The organism is Paenibacillus zanthoxyli JH29, assembly GCF_000520715.1.
GTDB lineage: Bacteria > Bacillota > Bacilli > Paenibacillales > Paenibacillaceae > Paenibacillus_AQ > Paenibacillus_AQ zanthoxyli.
The window spans coordinates 1-19371 of sequence record NZ_ASSD01000557.1; the positions used below are offsets into that span (position 1 = coordinate 1).

16 protein-coding genes and 2 pseudogenes are annotated in these 19371 nt (G+C 50.7%); 6 read left to right on the top strand and 12 right to left on the bottom strand.

Features of this window, described 5'->3' with window-relative positions:
• A partial coding sequence (gene hutH, locus L691_RS0121770; RefSeq protein ID WP_025692427.1) for a histidine ammonia-lyase occupies nucleotides 1–1255 on the bottom strand: 1255 nt, incomplete at its 3' end.
• 361 nt (nucleotides 1256–1616) lie between these two features.
• Between hutH and L691_RS29765 the strand changes: the two are divergent.
• Together L691_RS29765 and L691_RS33775 are read left to right on the top strand one after the other, a co-directional pair.
• A pseudogene (locus L691_RS29765) lies at nucleotides 1617–2300 on the top strand (transposase); the annotation flags it as partial.
• A 144-nt stretch (nucleotides 2301–2444) separates the two neighbouring features.
• On the top strand, nucleotides 2445–2606 hold the full coding sequence (locus L691_RS33775) for a hypothetical protein (RefSeq protein WP_232229249.1): 162 nt from the start codon (nucleotides 2445–2447) through the stop codon (nucleotides 2604–2606).
• 317 nt (nucleotides 2607–2923) lie between these two features.
• On the opposite strand, the gene L691_RS0121790 is transcribed toward L691_RS33775, so the two are convergent.
• The 7 genes from L691_RS0121790 to L691_RS0121820 all read right to left on the bottom strand — a co-directional run bounded on the left by L691_RS0121790 (nucleotide 2924) and on the right by L691_RS0121820 (nucleotide 9754).
• The gene (locus L691_RS0121790; RefSeq protein ID WP_025692429.1) at nucleotides 2924–3892 is read right to left on the bottom strand and encodes an alpha/beta fold hydrolase; all 969 of its coding nucleotides are present in this window, start codon (nucleotides 3890–3892) and stop codon (nucleotides 2924–2926) included.
• A gap of 244 nt (nucleotides 3893–4136) precedes the next feature.
• Nucleotides 4137–4517 (bottom strand): TetR/AcrR family transcriptional regulator, encoded by a 381-nt coding sequence (locus tag L691_RS29775; protein ID WP_232229250.1) that lies wholly within the window; start codon nucleotides 4515–4517, stop codon nucleotides 4137–4139.
• Nucleotides 4518–5010: 493 nt separating this feature from the next.
• Nucleotides 5011–5805, bottom strand: coding sequence for an SDR family NAD(P)-dependent oxidoreductase (locus tag L691_RS0121800; RefSeq protein WP_025692430.1), 795 nt, complete (start codon nucleotides 5803–5805; stop codon nucleotides 5011–5013).
• Between the two features lie 50 nt (nucleotides 5806–5855).
• Complete coding sequence (locus L691_RS0121805) at nucleotides 5856–6884, bottom strand: AraC family transcriptional regulator (protein WP_025692431.1); 1029 nt, start codon at nucleotides 6882–6884, stop codon at nucleotides 5856–5858.
• 143 nt (nucleotides 6885–7027) lie between these two features.
• Nucleotides 7028–7891: an SDR family NAD(P)-dependent oxidoreductase gene (locus L691_RS0121810; protein WP_025692432.1), complete on the bottom strand. Its 864-nt coding sequence runs from the start codon at nucleotides 7889–7891 to the stop codon at nucleotides 7028–7030.
• A gap of 45 nt (nucleotides 7892–7936) precedes the next feature.
• Nucleotides 7937–8887: an NADP-dependent oxidoreductase gene (locus L691_RS0121815; RefSeq protein ID WP_084654373.1), complete on the bottom strand. Its 951-nt coding sequence runs from the start codon at nucleotides 8885–8887 to the stop codon at nucleotides 7937–7939.
• A 108-nt stretch (nucleotides 8888–8995) separates the two neighbouring features.
• Nucleotides 8996–9754 (bottom strand): SDR family oxidoreductase, encoded by a 759-nt coding sequence (locus tag L691_RS0121820; RefSeq protein ID WP_025692434.1) that lies wholly within the window; start codon nucleotides 9752–9754, stop codon nucleotides 8996–8998.
• 182 nt (nucleotides 9755–9936) lie between these two features.
• Between L691_RS0121820 and L691_RS0121825 the strand changes: the two genes are divergently transcribed.
• From L691_RS0121825 to L691_RS29780, 3 genes and pseudogenes are all read left to right on the top strand, one after another.
• Nucleotides 9937–10575 carry a TetR/AcrR family transcriptional regulator gene (locus L691_RS0121825; RefSeq protein WP_025692435.1) on the top strand — a complete coding sequence of 213 codons (639 nt, stop codon included), beginning with the start codon at nucleotides 9937–9939 and terminating at the stop codon, nucleotides 10573–10575.
• A gap of 395 nt (nucleotides 10576–10970) precedes the next feature.
• A pseudogene (locus L691_RS0121830) lies at nucleotides 10971–12278 on the top strand (transposase); the annotation flags it as partial.
• On the top strand, nucleotides 12275–12739 hold the full coding sequence (locus L691_RS29780; RefSeq protein WP_232229251.1) for a tyrosine-type recombinase/integrase: 465 nt from the start codon (nucleotides 12275–12277) through the stop codon (nucleotides 12737–12739). The pseudogene L691_RS0121830 and the gene L691_RS29780, both read left to right, overlap by 4 nt.
• 252 nt (nucleotides 12740–12991) lie before the next feature.
• On the opposite strand, the gene hisC is transcribed toward L691_RS29780, so the two are convergent.
• Together hisC and L691_RS0121845 are read right to left on the bottom strand one after the other, a co-directional pair.
• Nucleotides 12992–14062, bottom strand: a complete 1071-nt coding sequence (gene hisC, locus L691_RS0121840) for a histidinol-phosphate transaminase (RefSeq protein ID WP_025692437.1) — start codon at nucleotides 14060–14062, stop codon at nucleotides 12992–12994.
• 28 nt (nucleotides 14063–14090) lie between these two features.
• Nucleotides 14091–14723, bottom strand: coding sequence for an HAD family hydrolase (locus L691_RS0121845; protein WP_232229252.1), 633 nt, complete (start codon nucleotides 14721–14723; stop codon nucleotides 14091–14093).
• A gap of 111 nt (nucleotides 14724–14834) precedes the next feature.
• Here L691_RS0121845 and L691_RS0121850 point away from each other — a divergent pair, with 111 nt between their 5' ends.
• Nucleotides 14835–15395, top strand: a complete 561-nt coding sequence (locus L691_RS0121850) for a GNAT family N-acetyltransferase (RefSeq protein WP_025692439.1) — start codon at nucleotides 14835–14837, stop codon at nucleotides 15393–15395.
• 359 nt (nucleotides 15396–15754) lie between these two features.
• Here the strand turns inward: L691_RS0121850 and cysI are convergent, their stop codons facing one another.
• Nucleotides 15755–17479, bottom strand: a complete 1725-nt coding sequence (cysI, locus tag L691_RS0121855; protein WP_025692440.1) for an assimilatory sulfite reductase (NADPH) hemoprotein subunit — start codon at nucleotides 17477–17479, stop codon at nucleotides 15755–15757.
• Nucleotides 17480–17518: 39 nt separating this feature from the next.
• Nucleotides 17519–19354, bottom strand: a complete 1836-nt coding sequence (locus tag L691_RS0121860; RefSeq protein ID WP_025692441.1) for an assimilatory sulfite reductase (NADPH) flavoprotein subunit — start codon at nucleotides 19352–19354, stop codon at nucleotides 17519–17521.
• Between the last annotated feature and the right edge of the window lie 17 nt (nucleotides 19355–19371).

Consider the following 19371-nt stretch of genomic DNA (forward strand, 5'->3'; position numbering starts at 1 on the left):
TTGTGCCCATGCTCACATGGTCCTCCTGATTCGCGGATGAGGGAATCGAATCGACGCTTGCGGGATGCGCCAGCGTCTTATTCTCCGAGACAAGGGAAGCTGCGGTATACTGGGTAATCATCATCCCGGACTGCAGCCCCGGGTTGGGGCTTAGAAAGGCGGGCAAATCATTCAACTGCGGATTAACCAGCCGCTCTATCCGGCGTTCCGAAATACTGGCAATTTCGGCCATGCCGATACTCAGAAAATCCATCGCGAACGCAATAGGCTGGCCGTGAAAATTGCCCCCGGAAACGACCTGCCCGGAATCCGGGAACACAAGCGGGTTATCCGTGGCTGAATTGATCTCGATCAGCAGCTTCTCTTTTACGTAGGTAAGCACCTGCTGCACAGCGCCATGGACCTGCGGAATACAGCGGAGAGAATAGGCGTCTTGTGTGCGGATTTCACCCTGAACGGTCGTAAGCGAGCTGCCTTTCAGCATCCCTAGAATACGCCCGGCGACCAGATGCTGCTCCGGGTATGGCCGAACCAAATGAGAATCTGGAGCGAAGACGTCCGTGATGCCTCTTAAAGCTTCAAGCGTCAGCGCCGCAATGCCATCCGCGAGGAGGGCAAGCCGCTGGGCATCCAGATAAGCCATGACTCCAATCGCCGTCATCGCTTGGGTGCCGTTGATCAACGCCAATCCTTCCTTGGCTTTCAGCGTGACAGGCTTCAGGCCGGCGCGGCGCAGCGCTTCTGCCCCCGGTAATCGCTCTCCCTGATAAAATGCTTCGCCTTCCCCTACAAGCAGAAGAGCCAAGTGCGAGAGCGGCGCCAGATCGCCGCTTGCCCCGAGCGACCCTTGGGACGGAATGATCGGGACGATCATAGCGTTCAGCATATCCACCAGCAATTTCAGCACACTGGCTGTAATGCCAGAATAGCCTTTGGCAAGCGCGTTGGCCCTCAGCAGCAGCATCGTTCTGACCGTATCCGGTGGCAGCGGCTCGCCCACCGCGCAGGCATGGCTGCGGATCAGATTGATCTGCAGCTTCTCGGCGTCTTTGGCCGATATGACGGTGTCGCTGAATTTCCCAAAGCCTGTGGTTACGCCGTAGACTTTTTGCCCCTGCTCCACAATTAAATCGATAACCGCTCTGGAGCGCTTGATCTTGGCCCAGGCCTCATCACGGATTTCCACCTGCTCATTGAAGTAAATCACCTGTGCGACTTGTTCCAGCGTCAGACTCCCGCCATTGAGACGTATCACCGGAAACCCTCCTTCACGCTTAGGAAGTGGAAAGACAAAAGAGGCTGTGCCCGGGAAAGCTTATTTTCCAGGCACAGCCCCCAAATCGACTGTCAGCTATAAGCACCGCTTCTCGCCGCAGTAAACGCTCATTCCAACCGATGAACCGCGTTCCCCTAACCAGACTATATGAGCTGGCCGCGGCGGTTATTCGGAGGAACGCAAGTTTTTTCACTGAATTTAGCGCAGAATCATGACCACCCGTCCAACGGGTGGTTTGCACTTGGGGTATAACCCCCCCTGTTGCCAAACTGCGCCTAAAGACGCTAGCCTGACCACAAATCTGTTCAGGCTCATTGTTATTTGTCACTTCCACTTACCAGTGTTCTGGTTCGGCTACAAAGCTCATCTTGCTGTTGGGACAAAAAGTCAGTATATTCTTCAATCGCTGATGTCCTCTGGTAGCATGAACGATGGGAAAGCAGCGATCCCTCTGCTAAAAGGCATTCAGTCATCATCCACGTTCTCGATGCGTTATGGAGTCATGGATGCCGGGTATGACTATACGCCGATCTACGAACAAATTCAACGAATGGAAGCTCACGCGAATATTGCGTACAACAAAAGGAATGAAGGGGAAGTGATTGGATTTGACGAACATTTTGCCCCTACATGTGTACGAGAACATTCCTATCGCTACGACAGCTTTGACAAGAAATATAAAACGCTAAAATATGTGAGGCCGAAAGAATGTAAGGACTGCCCGTTGATTCGAGATTCGCTATGCCAAAAAGTCTACAAAATCAGGATTAAAACCGATCTTCGAAAGTACCCTGCTCCTGCCTGAGGGACAAAAACGTGGGAAGAACTCTATGATAAGCGAACGGCCGTGGAACGTGTAAATGCATATTTGAATGAGTTTTTCCAGTTGAACAATGTCCGCTATCGAACAGGAAAGCGAGCTAAAGTCCATTTTGACTTGGTCATCCTTGTATATAACGCTTCAAAATTGGCAGCAGATCGTATTCGCAAACAATTACAAAGCAAGTTAACAAAAGCAGCCTAGGCTTTAAAAAAACACAAGTTTAACAGTAGGAGCAATCTATACTTCTTTTGAAAAAGCAATTATGAAATTGATTCATTTGACTGTAAAAACATACGGATTGCCGTAGCTGGCAGCGATCGACGGGTAGGCGTTACGACAACGGCAATGAATTTGGTTTTTTGGATTCAAGCCCATGGAGGGAGTGCCTGTTATTTAGAAGCCAACACGAGCAAGCATTTGGCTCACATTATCCATCTGTTCGATCCGGAAAAAGTGGGTAACGCTTACGCAATGGAGGGGGCGGATTTTTATTTAACCCCGGAGTAGAATTACATGGTATAATCAGGTGTCATTCGGCCTTATTCCTAATAAACAGAACTGATCTCCATAGTTGAAGATCAGTTCCGTTTATGGCAGTCACAATCACATTGAAACTGCTTGGCGGCACTACCCAGCTTAACTTTCTTCATAAGGAAGCAACTCCTCAAATCCAACCATGCCCAAAATTTCCAAGTCTCAAAAAACATGCTTTTCGAGACAACACAAGCATAGCAAAATAAAAGAGGGTCTCGGGATCCTAATCATGCTCTCTTATGTGGCGGAACAGGAGAGGAAGAAGACCAAGCAACGTCGCCGTCAAATTCTCAACCGAGATTGAAAAAATCCGCAAGTTCTTCAGCTACCACTTCTGGCTGTTCCTCTGGGAGGAAGTGGCCGCAGTAGCTTATTGCGCCACCCCGTACATCTTGCACAAAGGCCTTGAGGGGAGTGACCATATCTGTGATGGAACCCTGATCCGAGCCAAGAGCGAGAACGGGTGTCTTCAGTTTTCCCATGGCGGATAGTTCGCGGTTTTGTTGAGCAGACAAGGATGCGTCGCGGTAATAGGCGAGGCCAGCACGTAGCCCGCCGGGCTTCTTGAAAACGCGCAGATATTCCTCGATGTCGGCCTCTGAGAACGCCTCCGGGTTAGCCGCCTTTCGCCGCAAAAACCAATCGAGATATTCACGCTCTCGGCCGGCGATCAGCATTTCCGGAAGGTCTGCGACTGCGTGAAATGCGAAATGCCAGGTCCGCCATGCCCGCTCGGGAGCGGTTGGCAGAGCGTCCGGTAAGGTGATACCTGGAATCCCTGCATCCATAAGAGCTAAACTCCGCACCTCATCGCCGAACAACGCCGCATAGGTATAGGCGACCCACGCACCAACATCGTGAGCGGCGAGAAAATATCGTTTCGTCCCAAGCTGCTCGAGGAACTTGTGTACTGTAATCGCCAGAGTTTTCGTGTCGTAGCCGACCGCCGGACGGTCAGAATCACCCTGTCCAGGTAGATCCAATGCAATGAGCTTGTAAGTCGGAGCGAGCAGCGGCATGATCTTACGCCATGCGTACCAGCTCTCCGGAAATCCGGCGAGAAGCACAACCACGTCACCATCCTCATTCCCTCCGGCCACGTAATGCAGTCTCATACCGTCCACAGTCTGAAAGAGGTGCTTGAATCCGGCCAATTCCCGCTCGGGTCGAGAAGACGGAGGCGCCTCGATCGTCCTCTTCTCAGCTTGGGGCGTGGACATTTGGTTTTTCTCATTTTTTTGATTTGCGATTGAACTCATTGTTTGCACTCCTTTATTTGTCGAATAAGCGTTAATTTCCAGAACGAACATTCCAATAATTTTAAATAAAGATACTCATAACATCTCAATTACGGAGTTCATCATGTCATAAATCTTCTTTTTGTCCATTTTCAGCTTGGATACTACATTGATGCTGTGATTAAGATTTAGCAATAGGTGAGACAGCGATTTAATATCTTTGTTGGGATCGATTTCTCCCGTCTGCTGTCCTTTCCGGAGAAGCTCATAAAATGCCCTGTTCCAATTCCTCGAAACCGTCTTGTATCATTGTACGAAGTTGTTCATCCGGTGTATCCAAGCCAATGGTTGCGTTCGTAATCAAGCAGCCTCTGGGCAAATTCTCATCAAACGCGGAAGCAATATGATAGTCAAAATAGTGCCGTATTCCAGCTTTTGCGGAAGAAGCATTGACCAAGAGATTTGTTTTATATTCGCGTGTTTTTTTGTAATGACGCAGTGCCTCAACATAAAGCGTCTCTTTGTCCACAAACGTTTCGTACAAACTTGATCTGCTTAATTCCATCGCTTCTAATAAATCCGGTATGCTTGTTGCTTCGTAACCTTTTTCCCAAAAAACTAACATTGCCTTATGAAGTACGTCCACCTTGTCAAACTCTTTTGAACGTCCGATTTTGATCCCCCCCCCTTTAATGTAGGAACAGTATAATCTTTCGGAACGAATAGTCCAGTATTTTATAGAGCGACCACATCCCTCCCTCTCCGAGCTGGCTCTGGACTGTTGGCATGGGATCATACCCGATATCAAAGCCAAAAAGGCGTGGACTGGCAGTTTACTACCGACGAAGCAAGAATCAAGCTAAAACGCCTTTGCTCAAAGTTTAAGGATTGATGGTGTACAAGTTCTCGAGACTATGCGTTCGCAAACCTGTCAGACCCTTGAGTTGAGAATGCTCAAACAAACAGTTTAGGGAGCATGATTATTTAAGCTTCCAGCTGGTCGGCAGTGAAAAAGACTTTGTCTGAGACGACCCATTCAATTGGTCGAGATAAAGCTCTAGAGAAAGACAGCGAGCTCCCCCGCCGGCCCAATGCCTGTGAGGGAGCTCACTCTCTTTTTCTGATCAGCACGCAAAAAATTAAAAGATTGTCGGTACCATTCCCCCATCTATTCGGATCGGGGATCCTTTGAAGGCGGAGGCCATCGGGCTGCAAATGAAAGCAGTCAATCGGCCAATCTCCACTGGTCTGATAAACCGCCCGATTTCGGATTGAGGCAGGTTTTTCGACATAAAGTCTTTCTCTTTACTCTCGAAGGTCATCTCTTCGTTCGAATAAATGCTCTCGATGATCTCCAGCACGTTCTCGGAGAGGGTCGGTCCCGGCAGGATCGTGTTCACTGTAACTTCGGCGCCGCGGGTCAGTTTGGACAAGCTCTTGGACAATGACAACAGCATGGATTTGGTCACACCGTATTGAGGCATCTGTCCAGAAGGCATGACGGCCTCCTCACTCGCGATGAAGATAATACGGCCGTATTCGCGTCTCAGCATGGAAGGCAAATAAAACTTGCTTAAGGCGTTGGCGGCGAGAAAGTTCGTGCGGAAGTACTTCTCCCATACAGCATCGTCTACGTTGTCATAGGACATGATCTCATAGATGCCCATGCTGTTGACGAGGATATCGACGTGGGGGAAACTCGAGAATAAAGCTTCTCTTTGCCGCGAATCGACGAGATCGGCGGTTGCATTTCGAGGTTCCGTTTCCGGGAACGCCGCTTGAATCTCAGCTACCGTACGCTCTACGTCATCGTTGTTACGACCATTTATGAGAACATGAACGCCTTCCCTGGCAAGTTCAAAGGCAATCGCTTTTCCTATGCCTCTAGTTGATCCCGTTACTAAAGCTGTCTTATTCTTTAATCCCATATCCATCTGCCTGCACTCCTTGTGTCTAGGATAGGGATCATGATACATCGTTTCGTCTATTCGGTAACTAGCACGGAACGCCAATTCTCTTGCGTGACACGCCAATTGGCAGGAGTCTCCCCTGTCCATAAGCGAAACGCGCGATAAAACGAATTTTGGTCCTCGTAGCCGACGAGAAAAGCGACCTCTTTGATCTCCAGCGCAGGGTTTGCCAAGTAAGCGACGGCCATCTCCCGCCTCGTTTTCGCCAGCAACTGTTTAAAGCTTTCGCCTTCTTCCGTCAGCCTTCGCTGCAAGGTGCGCTCGCTCATCCCCAACTCGGAGGCTACGGTTTTGATGTCGATTCTCCCTCGAGTTAGGCACCGAGACAGGAGCCACTGCACCTTAGCGCTCATGGTGAGCTGGCTCTGTCGTTCTTCCAGCGTACGATCCAAGGAGGGAGTCAGAATCTCGAGAAGTTCTTCGTTGTACGACGTGAAGGGACGGTCCAGATCTTCGCGATTCAGTATGAGCCGATTGCGTCCCGTCCCCATCCGAACGCGACAACCGAAATAACTTTCAAGAGCTTCAACATCGCCCATGGGGTTTATGAATTCGACGGAATGTGCCTTCAGATGATGACCGGTTCCCCGACGCCCGAGCTCAAGCAGATAGGCGAGCGTAATGCCGACAAGCACCGGCGGTCCGGGTAGTTCGGCATGCTGCCATTCCAATTCAATCGAGTATTGCTCGTCTTCTTCCTGAATCTTCAAGTTTTCCGGAGGGCACATTTGCTTATAGCGCGCCATTCGGTTCAGCGCGTCCCGGTAGTCGCAAGCGTGAAAGGTCGCCAAAGCATCCGGCGGATACTGTGCTGTCTCGTACGCGGTCGCAAGCTTGACGATTCCTGTAGCGATGTCCCCGACTATTTCGGAATAAGCTTGCCAGATCGAATAATATTGTGCGGTCGTGACTAACGGTTCGGTGATGACGGTTAGCGGTAGACGTGCTTGGCGCGCTACATCAATGGGTTCTATCCCTATCCCCCTCAAGCTAGTCCAGAAACCTGGCGCGATCTTGATGCGGTCTGCGGAAGGAGCGTTCATGGCTGTCGACCTCCAAGGACAAAGTCAAATTGCAATCATCCACGAACCGTGGACCATTGATTCTTCTGATTATAGCCTATCCAGGAGGGGGCAGGCCACCCGGTTAATTCATTTGCGGTGGCCTCATGAACTATTTTTCTGCGTTATCGTTGAACACTCCCGCCAAGAAATTCATGGCTATATATATCGGAGACTTTTTCCAGCACACGCTGCGCATGTTCTGTAAATTTCAAGTCCGTAATCCGATCTTTGAACAGAAACACGCCGGTCTCATTGCTGTTTTTGCCCAGAGCTCCCTCGTATAATAGGTTGGCTCCATGAGTAGGCGGAGAGGAAAAAAACTTCATAAACAGTTCAAACCCTGCGGTCAGTCCGGAATCTTTTCCTTTTCTTAGCGTATTGTTAATGCCTGGGTCAACGCTACGGATCTTGATGCCTTCCTTTGCAAGCTGCGGTGCGACGGCTTGGGTCCACAACGAAAGAGCCAGCTTTGAAGTCGCATAGGGTCCATACATTTTGCGGAAGGTTTTGGGATGCTCCAATTTTTCGATCGTAAACTCCTTCGTAAATCTAAACACCTGCGACGAAGTGTTAATCACGGTTTTTAAGCTGCCGTTATTGAGCAGCTCCTTCAATTCCATCAGAATAATAAAAGGAACGACCGTCAACAATTCATAATGCAATTCGCGGCCTTGTTTCGAATAGCGCAGCTCACTTAAGCCTCCTCCGGCGTTGTTAAACAAAATATCGATCCGCTGTTCCTTGCTTTTGATTTCTTCCAAAGCGTGTCTCAAGCTGCCATAATCGGTGAGATCCTTCACTTTATAGGCTCGGAGCCGTCCGTCCTTGAGATGATTTTGGAGAAATCTATCGTCCGCTGGAAAATCCGACCGGTTCAAAGCAACCACCTGCCAGTTCTCCGATAGCATTTTCCGGGTCAATGCCAACCCGATCCCGTTACTTGCGCCTGTAATCAGTGCAATATGTTCTCGTTGGTTCTTACTCAAAGCATGTCCTCCTTCATTCAGAATTTCACCAGTAATATGTGCTTATCAGTCGGAGTCGGGCAGGAGGATCAGTTTACCGCGGGCACCCCCGCTCAGGCTGATTTCGACAGCTGAACGCCATTCTTCGAGTTCGAAAGTCTTCGCGACCGGAATAGTGAACTTGCCGTCCGCTGCGTACCCGGCAAAGTCGCCGACAACGTCATAACGTGCGGTATGTAGTTCTCCATAGCTGGTGCGAACGCCAAGTTCAGAGGCTGCGGCGAAATCGCTGACGGTTAGGACATGCTGGGGATGCCCGTTGACGATTTGGACCAGATCTTTCAATGAACCGCTGATTGGCGCCGTATCCAGGGCAAGATCAACCGGTTGCTTTGCCAGTTCGGTCACTCGTTCGACCATTCCATCACCGTACGAGGTCACCAACGCCCCCATTGAGCGGAGCTTGTCGGCGTAGGTGGGACCAGCGGTTGCGATCACGCGGGCACCGCGCATGAGGGCAATTTGAACGGCGGCGTACCCTACCGTGGTGCCGGCTCCGTGCACGAGTACGGTCTGACCCGATTTCACCCCAAGAGTATCAATGCCACGATAAGCGGTTTCGACTGCCATTGGCAACGCTGCAGCTTGAACAAAGTCAAGTCCGGCCGGCATGCGGAACCAGTAGTACATAATCGCTTGATCTGACGCACCGGCGCTCGATCCATTCATGAAGTCTGCGCCACCCAGAACAGAATCGCCGATGGCTACATCGGTTACGCCCTCTCCGATTGCGTCTACAATACCTGCCACGTCCAGCCCGATTCCGCGAGGCAAGGGCAGTTGACCGGCAAAGTGGCCTTGGCACGTCACCCAGTCAACCGGATTTAAGCCGCAAGCGCGTACTCGCACGCGAATGCGTCCCGGCCCTGGCTCTGGGATCGCCACCTCATCCAAGCACAAGACATCAGTTGGCTCTCCGTATTCGTGAAACCGGATTGTCCGCATGGTATTCTCCATAGCCATGTTCCCTCCATTTCGCTCTGATAAAATCGTGTTCTCTGCCATGAGGGAAGCTATGCGCTCCCCTTCTATCGCTTTAATAGCCAGGTGTGCGAACTGAGGAGCTTAGATCTGGGAGCCGCCTCCATCGACAGGGAACTCAGCCCCTGTGGTATAGGTGGCCTCAAATGCCAGGAATGCAACAGCCTTGGCTACCTCCACTGGATCGCCTAAACGCAGCATTGGGATCTGCTGTCTCATCTGTGCCTTTGTCTGCTTGGCAGCTTCTTCCGGCATTGACTTTTCCATGATGCCTGTGTCAATAACGCCGGGACTGACTGCGTTGACGCGAATATTTCGAGGTAATAACTCGCGCGCCAGACCTCGAGTCATGGAGCGCAGCGCCGCCTTACTAGCTGAGTAAGCACTGAGCATTGGGAGACCCACTACGTTCACGATTGAGGTGGTAAGGACTACCCCGCTACCTGAGCCCAGCAACGGAGCGAGTTTCTGCACGGTAAAGTACGGTCCTTTGGCATTGATTGTAAGTATCTCGTCGTACTTTTCTTCTGTCATTGTCTCGAAAGGGACAAACCCCGTGACACCAGCGTTAACGAACAGGGCATCTATTGTTCCAAATTCAGCCTTCACTCGATCAGCTAACGCGGCGATATCCTTCAATGAGGCGGCATCGCTTATGACCGCGATTGCGTTGTTGCCGAGTTGTGCACGAGCCGCATCCAACGTCGCCTGAGTACGTCCAGTAATCAGAACGTGTGCGCCTTCATCCACTAGCAACTTCGCCGTCGCAAGGCCGATTCCGCTGCTGCCTCCCGTGATCACGACCTTTTTGTCAGAGAATTTGCCCTTACTGAATAATTCCATTTAAATCGTCCTCCTTTTGTATAATCCGTAATCGGATGATTAGGTACAGGAGCGATTATACAGCAATATATTTAATAAGTAAACTAAATTAATTAATTTAGTTCATTTAATTAATTCCATACATAAAGGGCAGCAAATTTGTTATAATGTGTTTTGTAGGCATCAAAGGGAGGTACTTATCCGTGAGAAAAGCTGTGAGTGTAGATTCATATGTAGGAAAAATAAAGCCCATTATAAGAAAAACAAAATTCAGCCAACTGAAAGTCGACGATCTCGCAAAATATATGGATATCAGCAAAGTGACACTTTATAAGCATTTTTCCTCCAAAGACGACATCATCGAACAAGTCGTGGATTATTACATTGATTATTCGAAGAAGGCTGACACCGTTGTCAAAGACGATTCCGTCTCTTTTTTGGATCGTTTTCAATTAACATTTTTACAATCTTTGATGTGTGCCGCGTATATCTCTGATTTGTTCTTGCAAGATCTTAAGGAATTTTATCCACACCATTTTGAGAATCTGTCCGTTGCCCTACAAAATCGGAATAAAAGCTTACAAACTTTTTTTGAATCCGGTATGGAGCAACAGATTTTCAACAGATTGAATGCCGTGTTGTTTATGGTTCAAGATGACGCTGTGTTGCGACGCTTTATCGAGCCGTCATTTTCGATTCAGTATGATATCACTTTGAAACAAGCGATTATGGATTTCTACTACATGAAGCAGTATCAATTGCTAAAACCTGAATATCTGAAGATCATAGACAATTCCAATATTGGAATGAAGATCGTTAATATTTTGCAAGCCATTTCATAAGTGAAGCGTCCCTATCCGATTCCGTTGTGGACTACATTGCTAGATGTCTTCCCATAAGTGTTGAGTGTTACGCTGAACGTGAATAGACGAAGCATGAGCACCTTGATGAATGTAACCTCCCATGATAAATGTGGGGCGGACGCTAAAAATAAGAACAACGAATAAAAGTTTCAGTTCATAATCTGTAATAGGATGAAAATGAGGATACGTCGAAGGGCGTCAAGAAAAAGGGAATTCCCCTTAAGGAATCCCTTCGTTATAAAATTATAGTGTTCGACATACATCCTCTTTTAGTTAGAAGCTGGGGCTGGGCCAGCACCTTCTGTCGGAGGTGTGTTTTGCATTTTTTCCTTTGCTTTCTCGATTCCTCCTTCTTCAGAGGTGCACCAACCTCGGAAGCATTCATTGCAAAATTGAAGCAAGCCATGAAAGAAGGATTAGAAGAGCTCGATACCGGACTCCCGAAAAACCCCAAGGTTCGGATCACGGAGAAAAGGAATGGATGGATTAGTTTATCTCCGCTAGAACCACAAGCAGAGCCGGTCAATTTATCACGTGTTAAAGCAGAGATGCTTCGACGTTGGCCGATGACAAGCCTCCTGGATATTTTAAAAGAAGCCGATCTTCGTGTTGGATTTACAGAAAAGTTCAAGACCGTTGCTGTTCGTGAAGCATTAGGACGGGATACGCTGCAAAAGAGACTTATCCTATCTCTGTACGGCCTCGGAACAAATATCGGCTTAAAACGGGTTAGTGCCGGTGAACATGGGGAAAACTACAAGGATTTGCTGTACGTTCGGAGGAAATTCATTCATAAGGACAATCTTCGAAACGCGATATCCGAAGTGGTGAATGCCATTTTTCGTGTTCGGATGCAAGAGATTTGGGGCGATGTCACGACTTCTTGTGCGTCGGATTCGAAAAAGTTTGGGGCTTGGGATCAAAATCTGATGACGGAATGGCATATCCGATATCGCGGCCGCGGCGTTATGATTTATTGGCACGTGGATTCGCACGGCCAAAGCGAGGTCGCGTTTGCATTTTGCTACCTTTTGGGCTATCAGCTCATGCCACAGCTCAAAGTAATTCATTCTCAAAAGCTGTACAGGCCCGAGCCAGGCATGACGGATGTCTTCCCAAATTTGCAGCCGATACTGACCCGGCCTATCAATTGGGAATTGATCCGGCAGCAGTATGATCAAATGATGAAGTACGCAACGGCCCTGCGCTTCGGAACCGCCGAAACGGAAGCGATCCTGAAACGATTTACCCGCAATAATTTAAAACATCCGACTTATCAAGCATTGGGCGAACTCGGCAAAGCGGTCAAAACGATATTCCTGTGCGACTACCTTCACTCTGAAGAGCTGCGCCGCGAGATTAACGAGGGATTGAATGTCGTGGAAAACTGGAACTCAGCCAACAGCTTTATCTTTTACGGCAAAGGCGGAGAAATCTCTACCAACCGATTAGAAGATCAAGAGCTGGCCGTATTGTCTCTTCACCTTCTGCAAAACTGTCTGGTGTACATTAATACCATTATGCTGCAAAGCATCCTACCTGACCGTAAATGGTTTGATATGATGACTCCGGAAGACTTGCGGGCACTTACCCCGCTGATCTACACGCACGTAAACCCTTACGGTACATTCAGGCTGAATATGAGTGAACGCCTTCCGTTGGAAGAAGGTGTGATTGCGTGAGTGAAAGACGCAGTTCTCCGAAACGCAAAGCGAAGGAACTGGCGAAGTACCTCCGGGGAGAACGGCCAGATTATGCCTACCTCAAAAGCCTGTTTCAGCATCTTCGAGCGGAGCTGGAGGTAGAGGTTCCCAAAACAGCCAAGAAGCTCCCCTATGTACCTACAGAAGAAGAGCTTAAGCGCTACTACGATGTGGTTTGGCAAGCGAAGAACTTTCAGGACATGATGATCGTCAAGACGCTACTCTACACCGGTGTTCGGGTCAGCGAGCTAATTAATATCAAGTTGTCCGATGTTGATTTTCATTACTGCCAAATCCGGATTAATAAAGGCAAAGGGAGCAAAGATCGCATCGTCCCTTTCCCTCAATCGTTTAAGGAAATGCTGGCCAAATATTCGGAGGAAGCCGGTCTTGCGCAAAACCTGTCACCGCGCAAGCTGAGACATTTCCTGTTGACCTAGCTTAAAAAACAGGGTATCGATGACGCGCTCATACAGCCGTATTCCGGCCACGAAAGCCGTAAGTCGTTGGAAGTTTATTCAAAGCTTGCGATCACAGATGCCCAGCAGGAATACAACGAAGTCATTATTAAGTTTCCCATTTAATTACATCTACTTTGCGGGTGGTGTCAGCTTCGCTGGTACTACCCCAACCTGCGGACGAACCGCCACGGGGTTGCCGTATTTTTCCCGCGCAAACTATGTCTCCATTCTTCAACCGGCCTTTTCTGCCAATATTCCTTCCAGCGCCCGGCAAAGAGCTTCCATTTCTTCATCCGTCCCGATGCTGATTCTCAAATAATTGTCAATTCTGGGCTTGGCGAAATAGCGGACGATAATATCCTGCTGCCTAAGAGCCTCGAACAGTTCCACTGCCGGAATAACGGGATGAGTCACAAAAATAAAATTCGCCCGCGAGTCTACGACTTCGAACCGCAAGTCCCGCAGCGCTTTGACCGTATGTTCCCGGGTCTGGATGATCCGGCCCACATTGAGCTCGAACGTTTCCGTGTCGCGCAGAGACTGCTCTCCCCCAACTTGGGCAACGGCATCCAGAGTGTACGAATTAATGCTGTTCTTCACCCGGTTGAGTCCTTCAATCAATTCACTCTGCCCCAAAGCCAATCCGACACGCAGCCCCGCAAGCGAACGCGACTTGGAAAACGTATGGACAACGAGAAGATTCGGATAATCCGGAATTAACGGTACGCACGACTCCCCGCCGAAGTCGATGTACGCCTCGTCAATGATGACGACCTTATCCGGATTATGTACAAGAATTTGCCGTATGCTGTCTACGGATGTGAATTTGCCGGTAGGCGCGTTGGGATTGGCGAGCAGAATGCCGCCGTTCGGCCCAAAGAAAGGCTTAAGCGGGATATCGAACTGCTCGTCCAGCGGAATTTTTTCGTAGGAGATACCGAACAGTCTGGCATACACTTCATAGAAGCTGTAGGTAATGTCGGGAAATAGAATGGTCTCACCGGGGTTGAAAAAAGCCTTGAAGCAAAAAGCCAATATCTCGTCGGAGCCGTTGCCGGCAAAAATATTCTCCAAAGGCAGACCGTAGTAGTCAGAGGCGGCTTTCCTAAGTCCCGCACATTCCGGGTCGGGATACAACTTGAGCCGTCCGGAAACGGCGGCTTTCATCGCACCCAGCACCTGCGCAGACGGCGGGTAGGGGTTCTCGTTCGTGTTCAGCTTGATGACCTTCCTGGCTCCGGGCTGTTCACCGGGTACATAAGGCGTAATTCCTTTTAACGTTTCGCTCCAAAATTTACTCATGCGCTGCCTCCTTTTTATCCCTTTGCGGTCATTTCACGGATTCGACAAATTCAAGGATGTCCGTAGGCTTTTCGAATTTGTATTTCGCGTCGATGTTCTCCTGATTAATGCAGCCCCACAGCGCAAGGCCAAAGTCGATTCCCGCGTCTCTGGCGCATTTGTAGTCATAAATGGTGTCGCCAATATAGATCGATTTTTTGGGGGCGGCGCCCGAAATTTCGAGATACTTCAGCAGCGGCTCGGGATTCGGCTTGTGCTTGTTCGTATCGCTAGAGCATACGGTGTACGCCATGTATTTTGTAAGTCCGAACGGGTTAAAATCGTCGATCACTTCCTGGGAAGTCTTCGAGGTCACAACCCCGGAAGTCGCCTTTTTTAGCTTCAATCCTTCAAGCAGCTCGGCTATCCCGTCAAACACCTTCGCCGTATAAAAAAATTCTTGGATAAAATGATTCCACCGGTCATGCGCCCGCTTCACATCCTCAATCCCTAATTGCGGCAGCGAATCCTTGCCGGGAAGGCCCAGCACGAAGGTAAGCTTCTCCCTCTCCACCACTCTGCCGTAGTCGGTTTCGAGCATGGTTTGCAGCCCTCTAAGTACAGCTTCTTCGGTATCAATCAATGTTCCGTCAATATCAAAAATTATGGAATCGTACATCATTTTCTCCTCCGTGTCGTTGTGTGTTTTTTACCAAAAAGACTTATGATATAAATAGATCATATTTTATGCGGTGAATACGGTCAACAAAGATTGAAGCCGGAGGCACTTAAGATGAGACAGGAATTTGTAACGCTGATCCATTGGAACAATGAGTACTGGAAAATGATCGGGCCGATCTACCGGGAAGCTTTCCCAAGCGGGGCCAAACCGGAGGGGCTGCTGAAAAATATGCTGGAAAGAGGCATCGCTGCCATGCATGTCCTGATGTGCGAGGGGGAGGCGGGGGCGATGGCAGTCACGGGACTGGCCGGGTCTGAACCGGACAAAAAGCTGATCATCGACTATATGGCTGTCCGGACGGATCTGCGCGGCCAAGGCATCGGAAGAACGCTTCTCGGCAAAATCCGCGATTGGGCGGTCAAGGAGCACGGCATCTCGGCGATTATCATTGAGGTGGAAGCCGGAGATTCCCCCGAGCATGCCGAGCGATTTCATTTCTGGGAGCGCTGCGGCTTCATCAAGACCGCGTACGTCCATCAGTATATTTGGGTTCCGGAGCCGTATACGGCGATGCTGCTTCCGCTTGATACCGGGGCTGTTATCGAAGATGACGGTCGCTCGCTTTTCCGGTATATCGAATCATTCCACAAAAAAGCCTACCGTCAGCGGTAGGACAAGTGGCATAAGCCGGATAAAAAGCAAGCTCTGCGGCCCAGCCGCAGAGCATTTAAGGTGAGAAGTGAATGATTTATGCTAATACCCTTTTGCGAGGGTAATTTTCTGAAATCCAGCGACGAAGAATGGATCTTCGTAAAGATCTTCTTCTGCCTTTCAGATAGTACATGGGTGAATCAACTACCTTTCGGAATTACACTCAAATGTCTTTCCAGCCGACAATTGATACCTTCCACTTCCCACCTGCTTATCATTACCCCAAATATGGCTGATTGAAACCTCAATGCACGTTCGCCCTGGCTCATAGATAGTTCAGCCTACAGCGCCTTGGAAAGTGTGCCTTTTGTCCAATTATCTTAGGAATGGAAATTCCGTCCGTCGGTTACTTCCTGGACATAGCCTGCCCGGATGACGAAGTCGCCGAAATGCTCTCCGCTTTCCCGTTCCTTCGCATAACGGTTAAAGATTGGGCCGAGCGTCTCCAGAATCTCGGTTTCGCCGATGTTCTCCTTGTACATCTTGTTCAGCCGGTTGCCGGCAAATCCGCCGCCCAAATACATATTGTATTTGCCCGGGGCCTTGCCGATGAACGAGAGCTCCGCCAGCATTGGGCGAGCGCAGCCGTTCGGGCAGCCGGTCATGCGGATAACGATATCGTCGTCGCGAAGCCCGGCCTCCTCCAGCATCGGCTCCAGCTTGTCCAGCAGCGTAGGCAAATAACGCTCGGATTCAGCCATGGCCAGGCCGCAGGTCGGAAGCGCCACGCAGGCCATCGAATTCCGGCGCAGCGCCGAATAATGAATGCCGTCGGTCAGACCATACTCCTCAATCAAGCTGGCGATTTTCTTCTTCTTATGGCTGCTGATGCCGCCGATGATCAGGTTCTGGTTCGCGGTCAGACGGAAGTCCCCGGTGTGGACCTTCGCGATTTCCCGCAGACCCGTCATCAGCGCATAACCTTCTTCATCCTTGATCCGGCCGTTCTGGATAAAGAGCGTGAAATGCCACTTGCCGTCGCTTCCCTTAACCCAGCCATAGCGGTCGCCGTTATGGTCGAAATGGTAAGGTCTGGCTTCCTGTAAGGCCCAGCCTAGACGCTCGGTCAGCTCGCCTTTGAACCAATCCAGCCCCCGGTCGTCGATCGTATACTTAGAGCGGGCGTGCTTGCGGACGGCGCGGTCGCCGTAATCCCGCTGGATAGTCACCGTCTTCTCGGCGACATCAATAAGCTGCTCCGGCGTACAGAAGCCGATGACCTTAGCGACCTGCGGATAGGTCTTCGGATCGCCGTGGGACATGCCCATACCGCCGCCTACGCTTACGTTGAAGCCCGCAAGGCGGCCGTCTTCAATAATGGCGATAAAGCCCAGGTCCTGGGAGAACACGTCCACATCATTGGATGGGGGAACAGCAATCCCGATCTTGAATTTACGCGGCAGATATACCGGTCCGTAAATTGGCTCTTGCTCGATGCCGTCGTCTTCGCTGCCCGCTACCTTCTCGCCGTCCAGCCAGATTTCATGGTACGCTCTTGTGCGCGGGTCGAGATGATCGCTGACCTTGCGCGCCCACTCATAGACCCCGGAGTGGATCTCCGATTGGTACGGATTCGGGTTGCACATGACGTTGCGGTTCACGTCGCCGCAAGCGGCGAGCGTGCTTAGCAGCGACTCGTTCACTTCCTGAATCGTCTTTTTCAAATTCCATTTGATAACGCCATGCAGTTGAAAAGACTGCCGGGTGGTCAGGCGGATGGTGCCATTTCCGTACTTGTGGGAAATCCGGTCCATCATCAGCCATTGGTTCGGTGTGACCACGCCTCCCGCCGCGCGTACGCGCAGCATAAACTGATAGGCCGGCTCAAGCTTCGACTTGGCCCGCTCAGCCCGCAGATCCCGGTCGTCCTGCATATAGCTGCCGTGGTGCTTCATTAGACGGTTATCGTCCTCGGGAATGGAGCCTGTAATCGGATCTGCCAATGTCTCCTCGAGGCTTCCCCGCAAATAATTGCTTCTGCGCTTGATATCCTCCACATCGCTGTGGGGAGCGTCATGGGGCGGATATTTATCGTTAAGTGCCATGCTGCTTTACTCCTCTCGGCGATTCTTTAGATACAGGGCTTAGTATACATCCCGTTGGTAGCGTTTCTGCTGCTGCATATGAGTTAAATATTCGGCGGCTGCTTCGGAGCTGAGTCCGCCTTCCTGCTCAAGAATCGTGGCAAGCGCGGTATGGACATCATGCGCCATCCTCTTCTCGTCTCCGCAGACATACACCGCCGCTCCTTCCTGGAGCCACTGATACAGTTCACCGGCTCGTTCCAGCATACGATTCTGGACATAGATCTTCTTATCGGTATCGCGGGAGAAGGCGACATCCATCCGTGTCAGCACGCCATCCTTGAGCCAGCGCTGCCATTCGACCTGATAAAGGAAATCCGTGGAAAAATGCTGGTCTCCATAGAACAGCCATGTCTTCCCTTCTGCTCCGGTCTCTTCCCGTTCTCCAAGAAAAGCACGGAAAGGCGCAACGCCCGTTCCCGGACCGATCATGATGACCGGCGTGTCCGGATTCTCCGGCAGCTTGAAGTTCGAGTTGCTCTGGATAAAGACGGGCAGCTTGTCCCCCGGCTGTACCCGCTCCGCCAACCCGACGGAGCACACGCCGTAGCGGTCTCTTCCCTGGCTTTCATAGCGGACAGCGCGGACCGTGATATGCACCTCGTCCGGATAGGCTTCCGGGCTGCTGGAGATGGAATACAGGCGCGCAGGAATTTTCCGCAGGATTTTTACGAAATCGCCTGCCGGAATTCCTTTTAAAGCATAGTCCTGCGCCAGATCAAGCAGGTCCCGGTCTTCGGCATATGCCCGAAGCTCCTGCTCGCGGCCCGGGGCCAGCAGTTCCTTCAGTCCGCTCTCCGGCGCAAGTCCTGCCGCCTGCTCTAAGAGCGGCTTCGTCAGCACCGTGATCTCATAGTGGCGGAGCAGCGCTTCCTGAAGCGGAAGCTGTCCGCCGCTTTTGCCTGCGGCTACCTTCTCTTCCGGCTGCCAGCCCATAGCCTGAATCAGTTCCTCAACAAGCCTTGGATGATTCTCGGGAAAGATCCCGATACTGTCGCCCGGCTCGTATTTCAAATTAGAGCCTTCAAGAGACAGCTCGATATGGCGGGTTTCGCGGTCCGATCCCCGGCCGTTAAGATTCAGATTCTCCAGCACCTCAGCAAAGAACGGATTGCTTCTGGAATATTCCGGTTCGGCGCCGATATCCGCAAGCGTCACGGCAGCGGCTCCGGCAGACGGAACAGCTGTTCCTTCACCTAGCGCAGAAAGGACATCCTTCATCCACTCGGCTGCCGGTTCGTTAAAATCGACGTCACAATCGACCCTCGGCACCAAGCGCTTGCCGCCAAGCTCCTCCAGACGCTTATCGAAATCCTTGCCCGTCTGGCAGTAAAATTCATAAGACAAATCCCCAAGCGCCAGTACGGAATAGCGCATCGCGGATAGCTCCGGCGCCCGCTTGCTGTGCAGGAACTCATAGAAGGAAATGGCGTTATCCGGCGGTTCCCCTTCTCCGTGGGTGCTTACCAGGATAAGGAGATTCTCCACCTTTTTAAGACCATTTGGTTTGAAATCGCTCATTGCGGACAGGGTTACCTGGTATCCCGACTCTTCCAGCTTCTTGGCAAATTTCTTCGCCAGGCCGCGGGCATTGTCCGTCTGTGATCCGAAGAGTACGGTTACTTCCTTCGACACTGCGCTTACAGGCCCAGGTACTGCCTGCACGGCTGCCGGACCTACAGCAGCACCTGCCACAGGAGCAGCAGCAGCCGCTCCGAGAGCCGTCAGATATCCGCTCAGCCATACCCTCTGCGACTCCGTAAGCGTTGGCACAAGACGGTTCAGCAGCTCCGCCTGCTCCTGACTAAACGGACTATTCGTAACATGAAGATCCAACAATATCCACCCGCCTC

Coding starts and splice junctions, on each gene's coding strand:
- L691_RS33775 (WP_232229249.1), top strand. CDS start 2,445: ATGAATTTGGTTTTTTGGATTCAAGCCCATGGAGGGAGTGCCTGTTAT.
- L691_RS0121790 (WP_025692429.1), bottom strand. CDS start 3,892: ATGAGTTCAATCGCAAATCAAAAAAATGAGAAAAACCAAATGTCCACG.
- L691_RS0121800 (WP_025692430.1), bottom strand. CDS start 5,805: ATGGATATGGGATTAAAGAATAAGACAGCTTTAGTAACGGGATCAACT.
- L691_RS0121805 (WP_025692431.1), bottom strand. CDS start 6,884: ATGAACGCTCCTTCCGCAGACCGCATCAAGATCGCGCCAGGTTTCTGG.
- L691_RS0121815 (WP_084654373.1), bottom strand. CDS start 8,887: ATGGAGAATACCATGCGGACAATCCGGTTTCACGAATACGGAGAGCCA.
- L691_RS0121820 (WP_025692434.1), bottom strand. CDS start 9,754: ATGGAATTATTCAGTAAGGGCAAATTCTCTGACAAAAAGGTCGTGATC.
- hisC (WP_025692437.1), bottom strand. CDS start 14,062: ATGAGTAAATTTTGGAGCGAAACGTTAAAAGGAATTACGCCTTATGTA.
- L691_RS0121845 (WP_232229252.1), bottom strand. CDS start 14,723: ATGATGTACGATTCCATAATTTTTGATATTGACGGAACATTGATTGAT.
- L691_RS0121850 (WP_025692439.1), top strand. CDS start 14,835: ATGAGACAGGAATTTGTAACGCTGATCCATTGGAACAATGAGTACTGG.
- cysI (WP_025692440.1), bottom strand. CDS start 17,479: ATGGCACTTAACGATAAATATCCGCCCCATGACGCTCCCCACAGCGAT.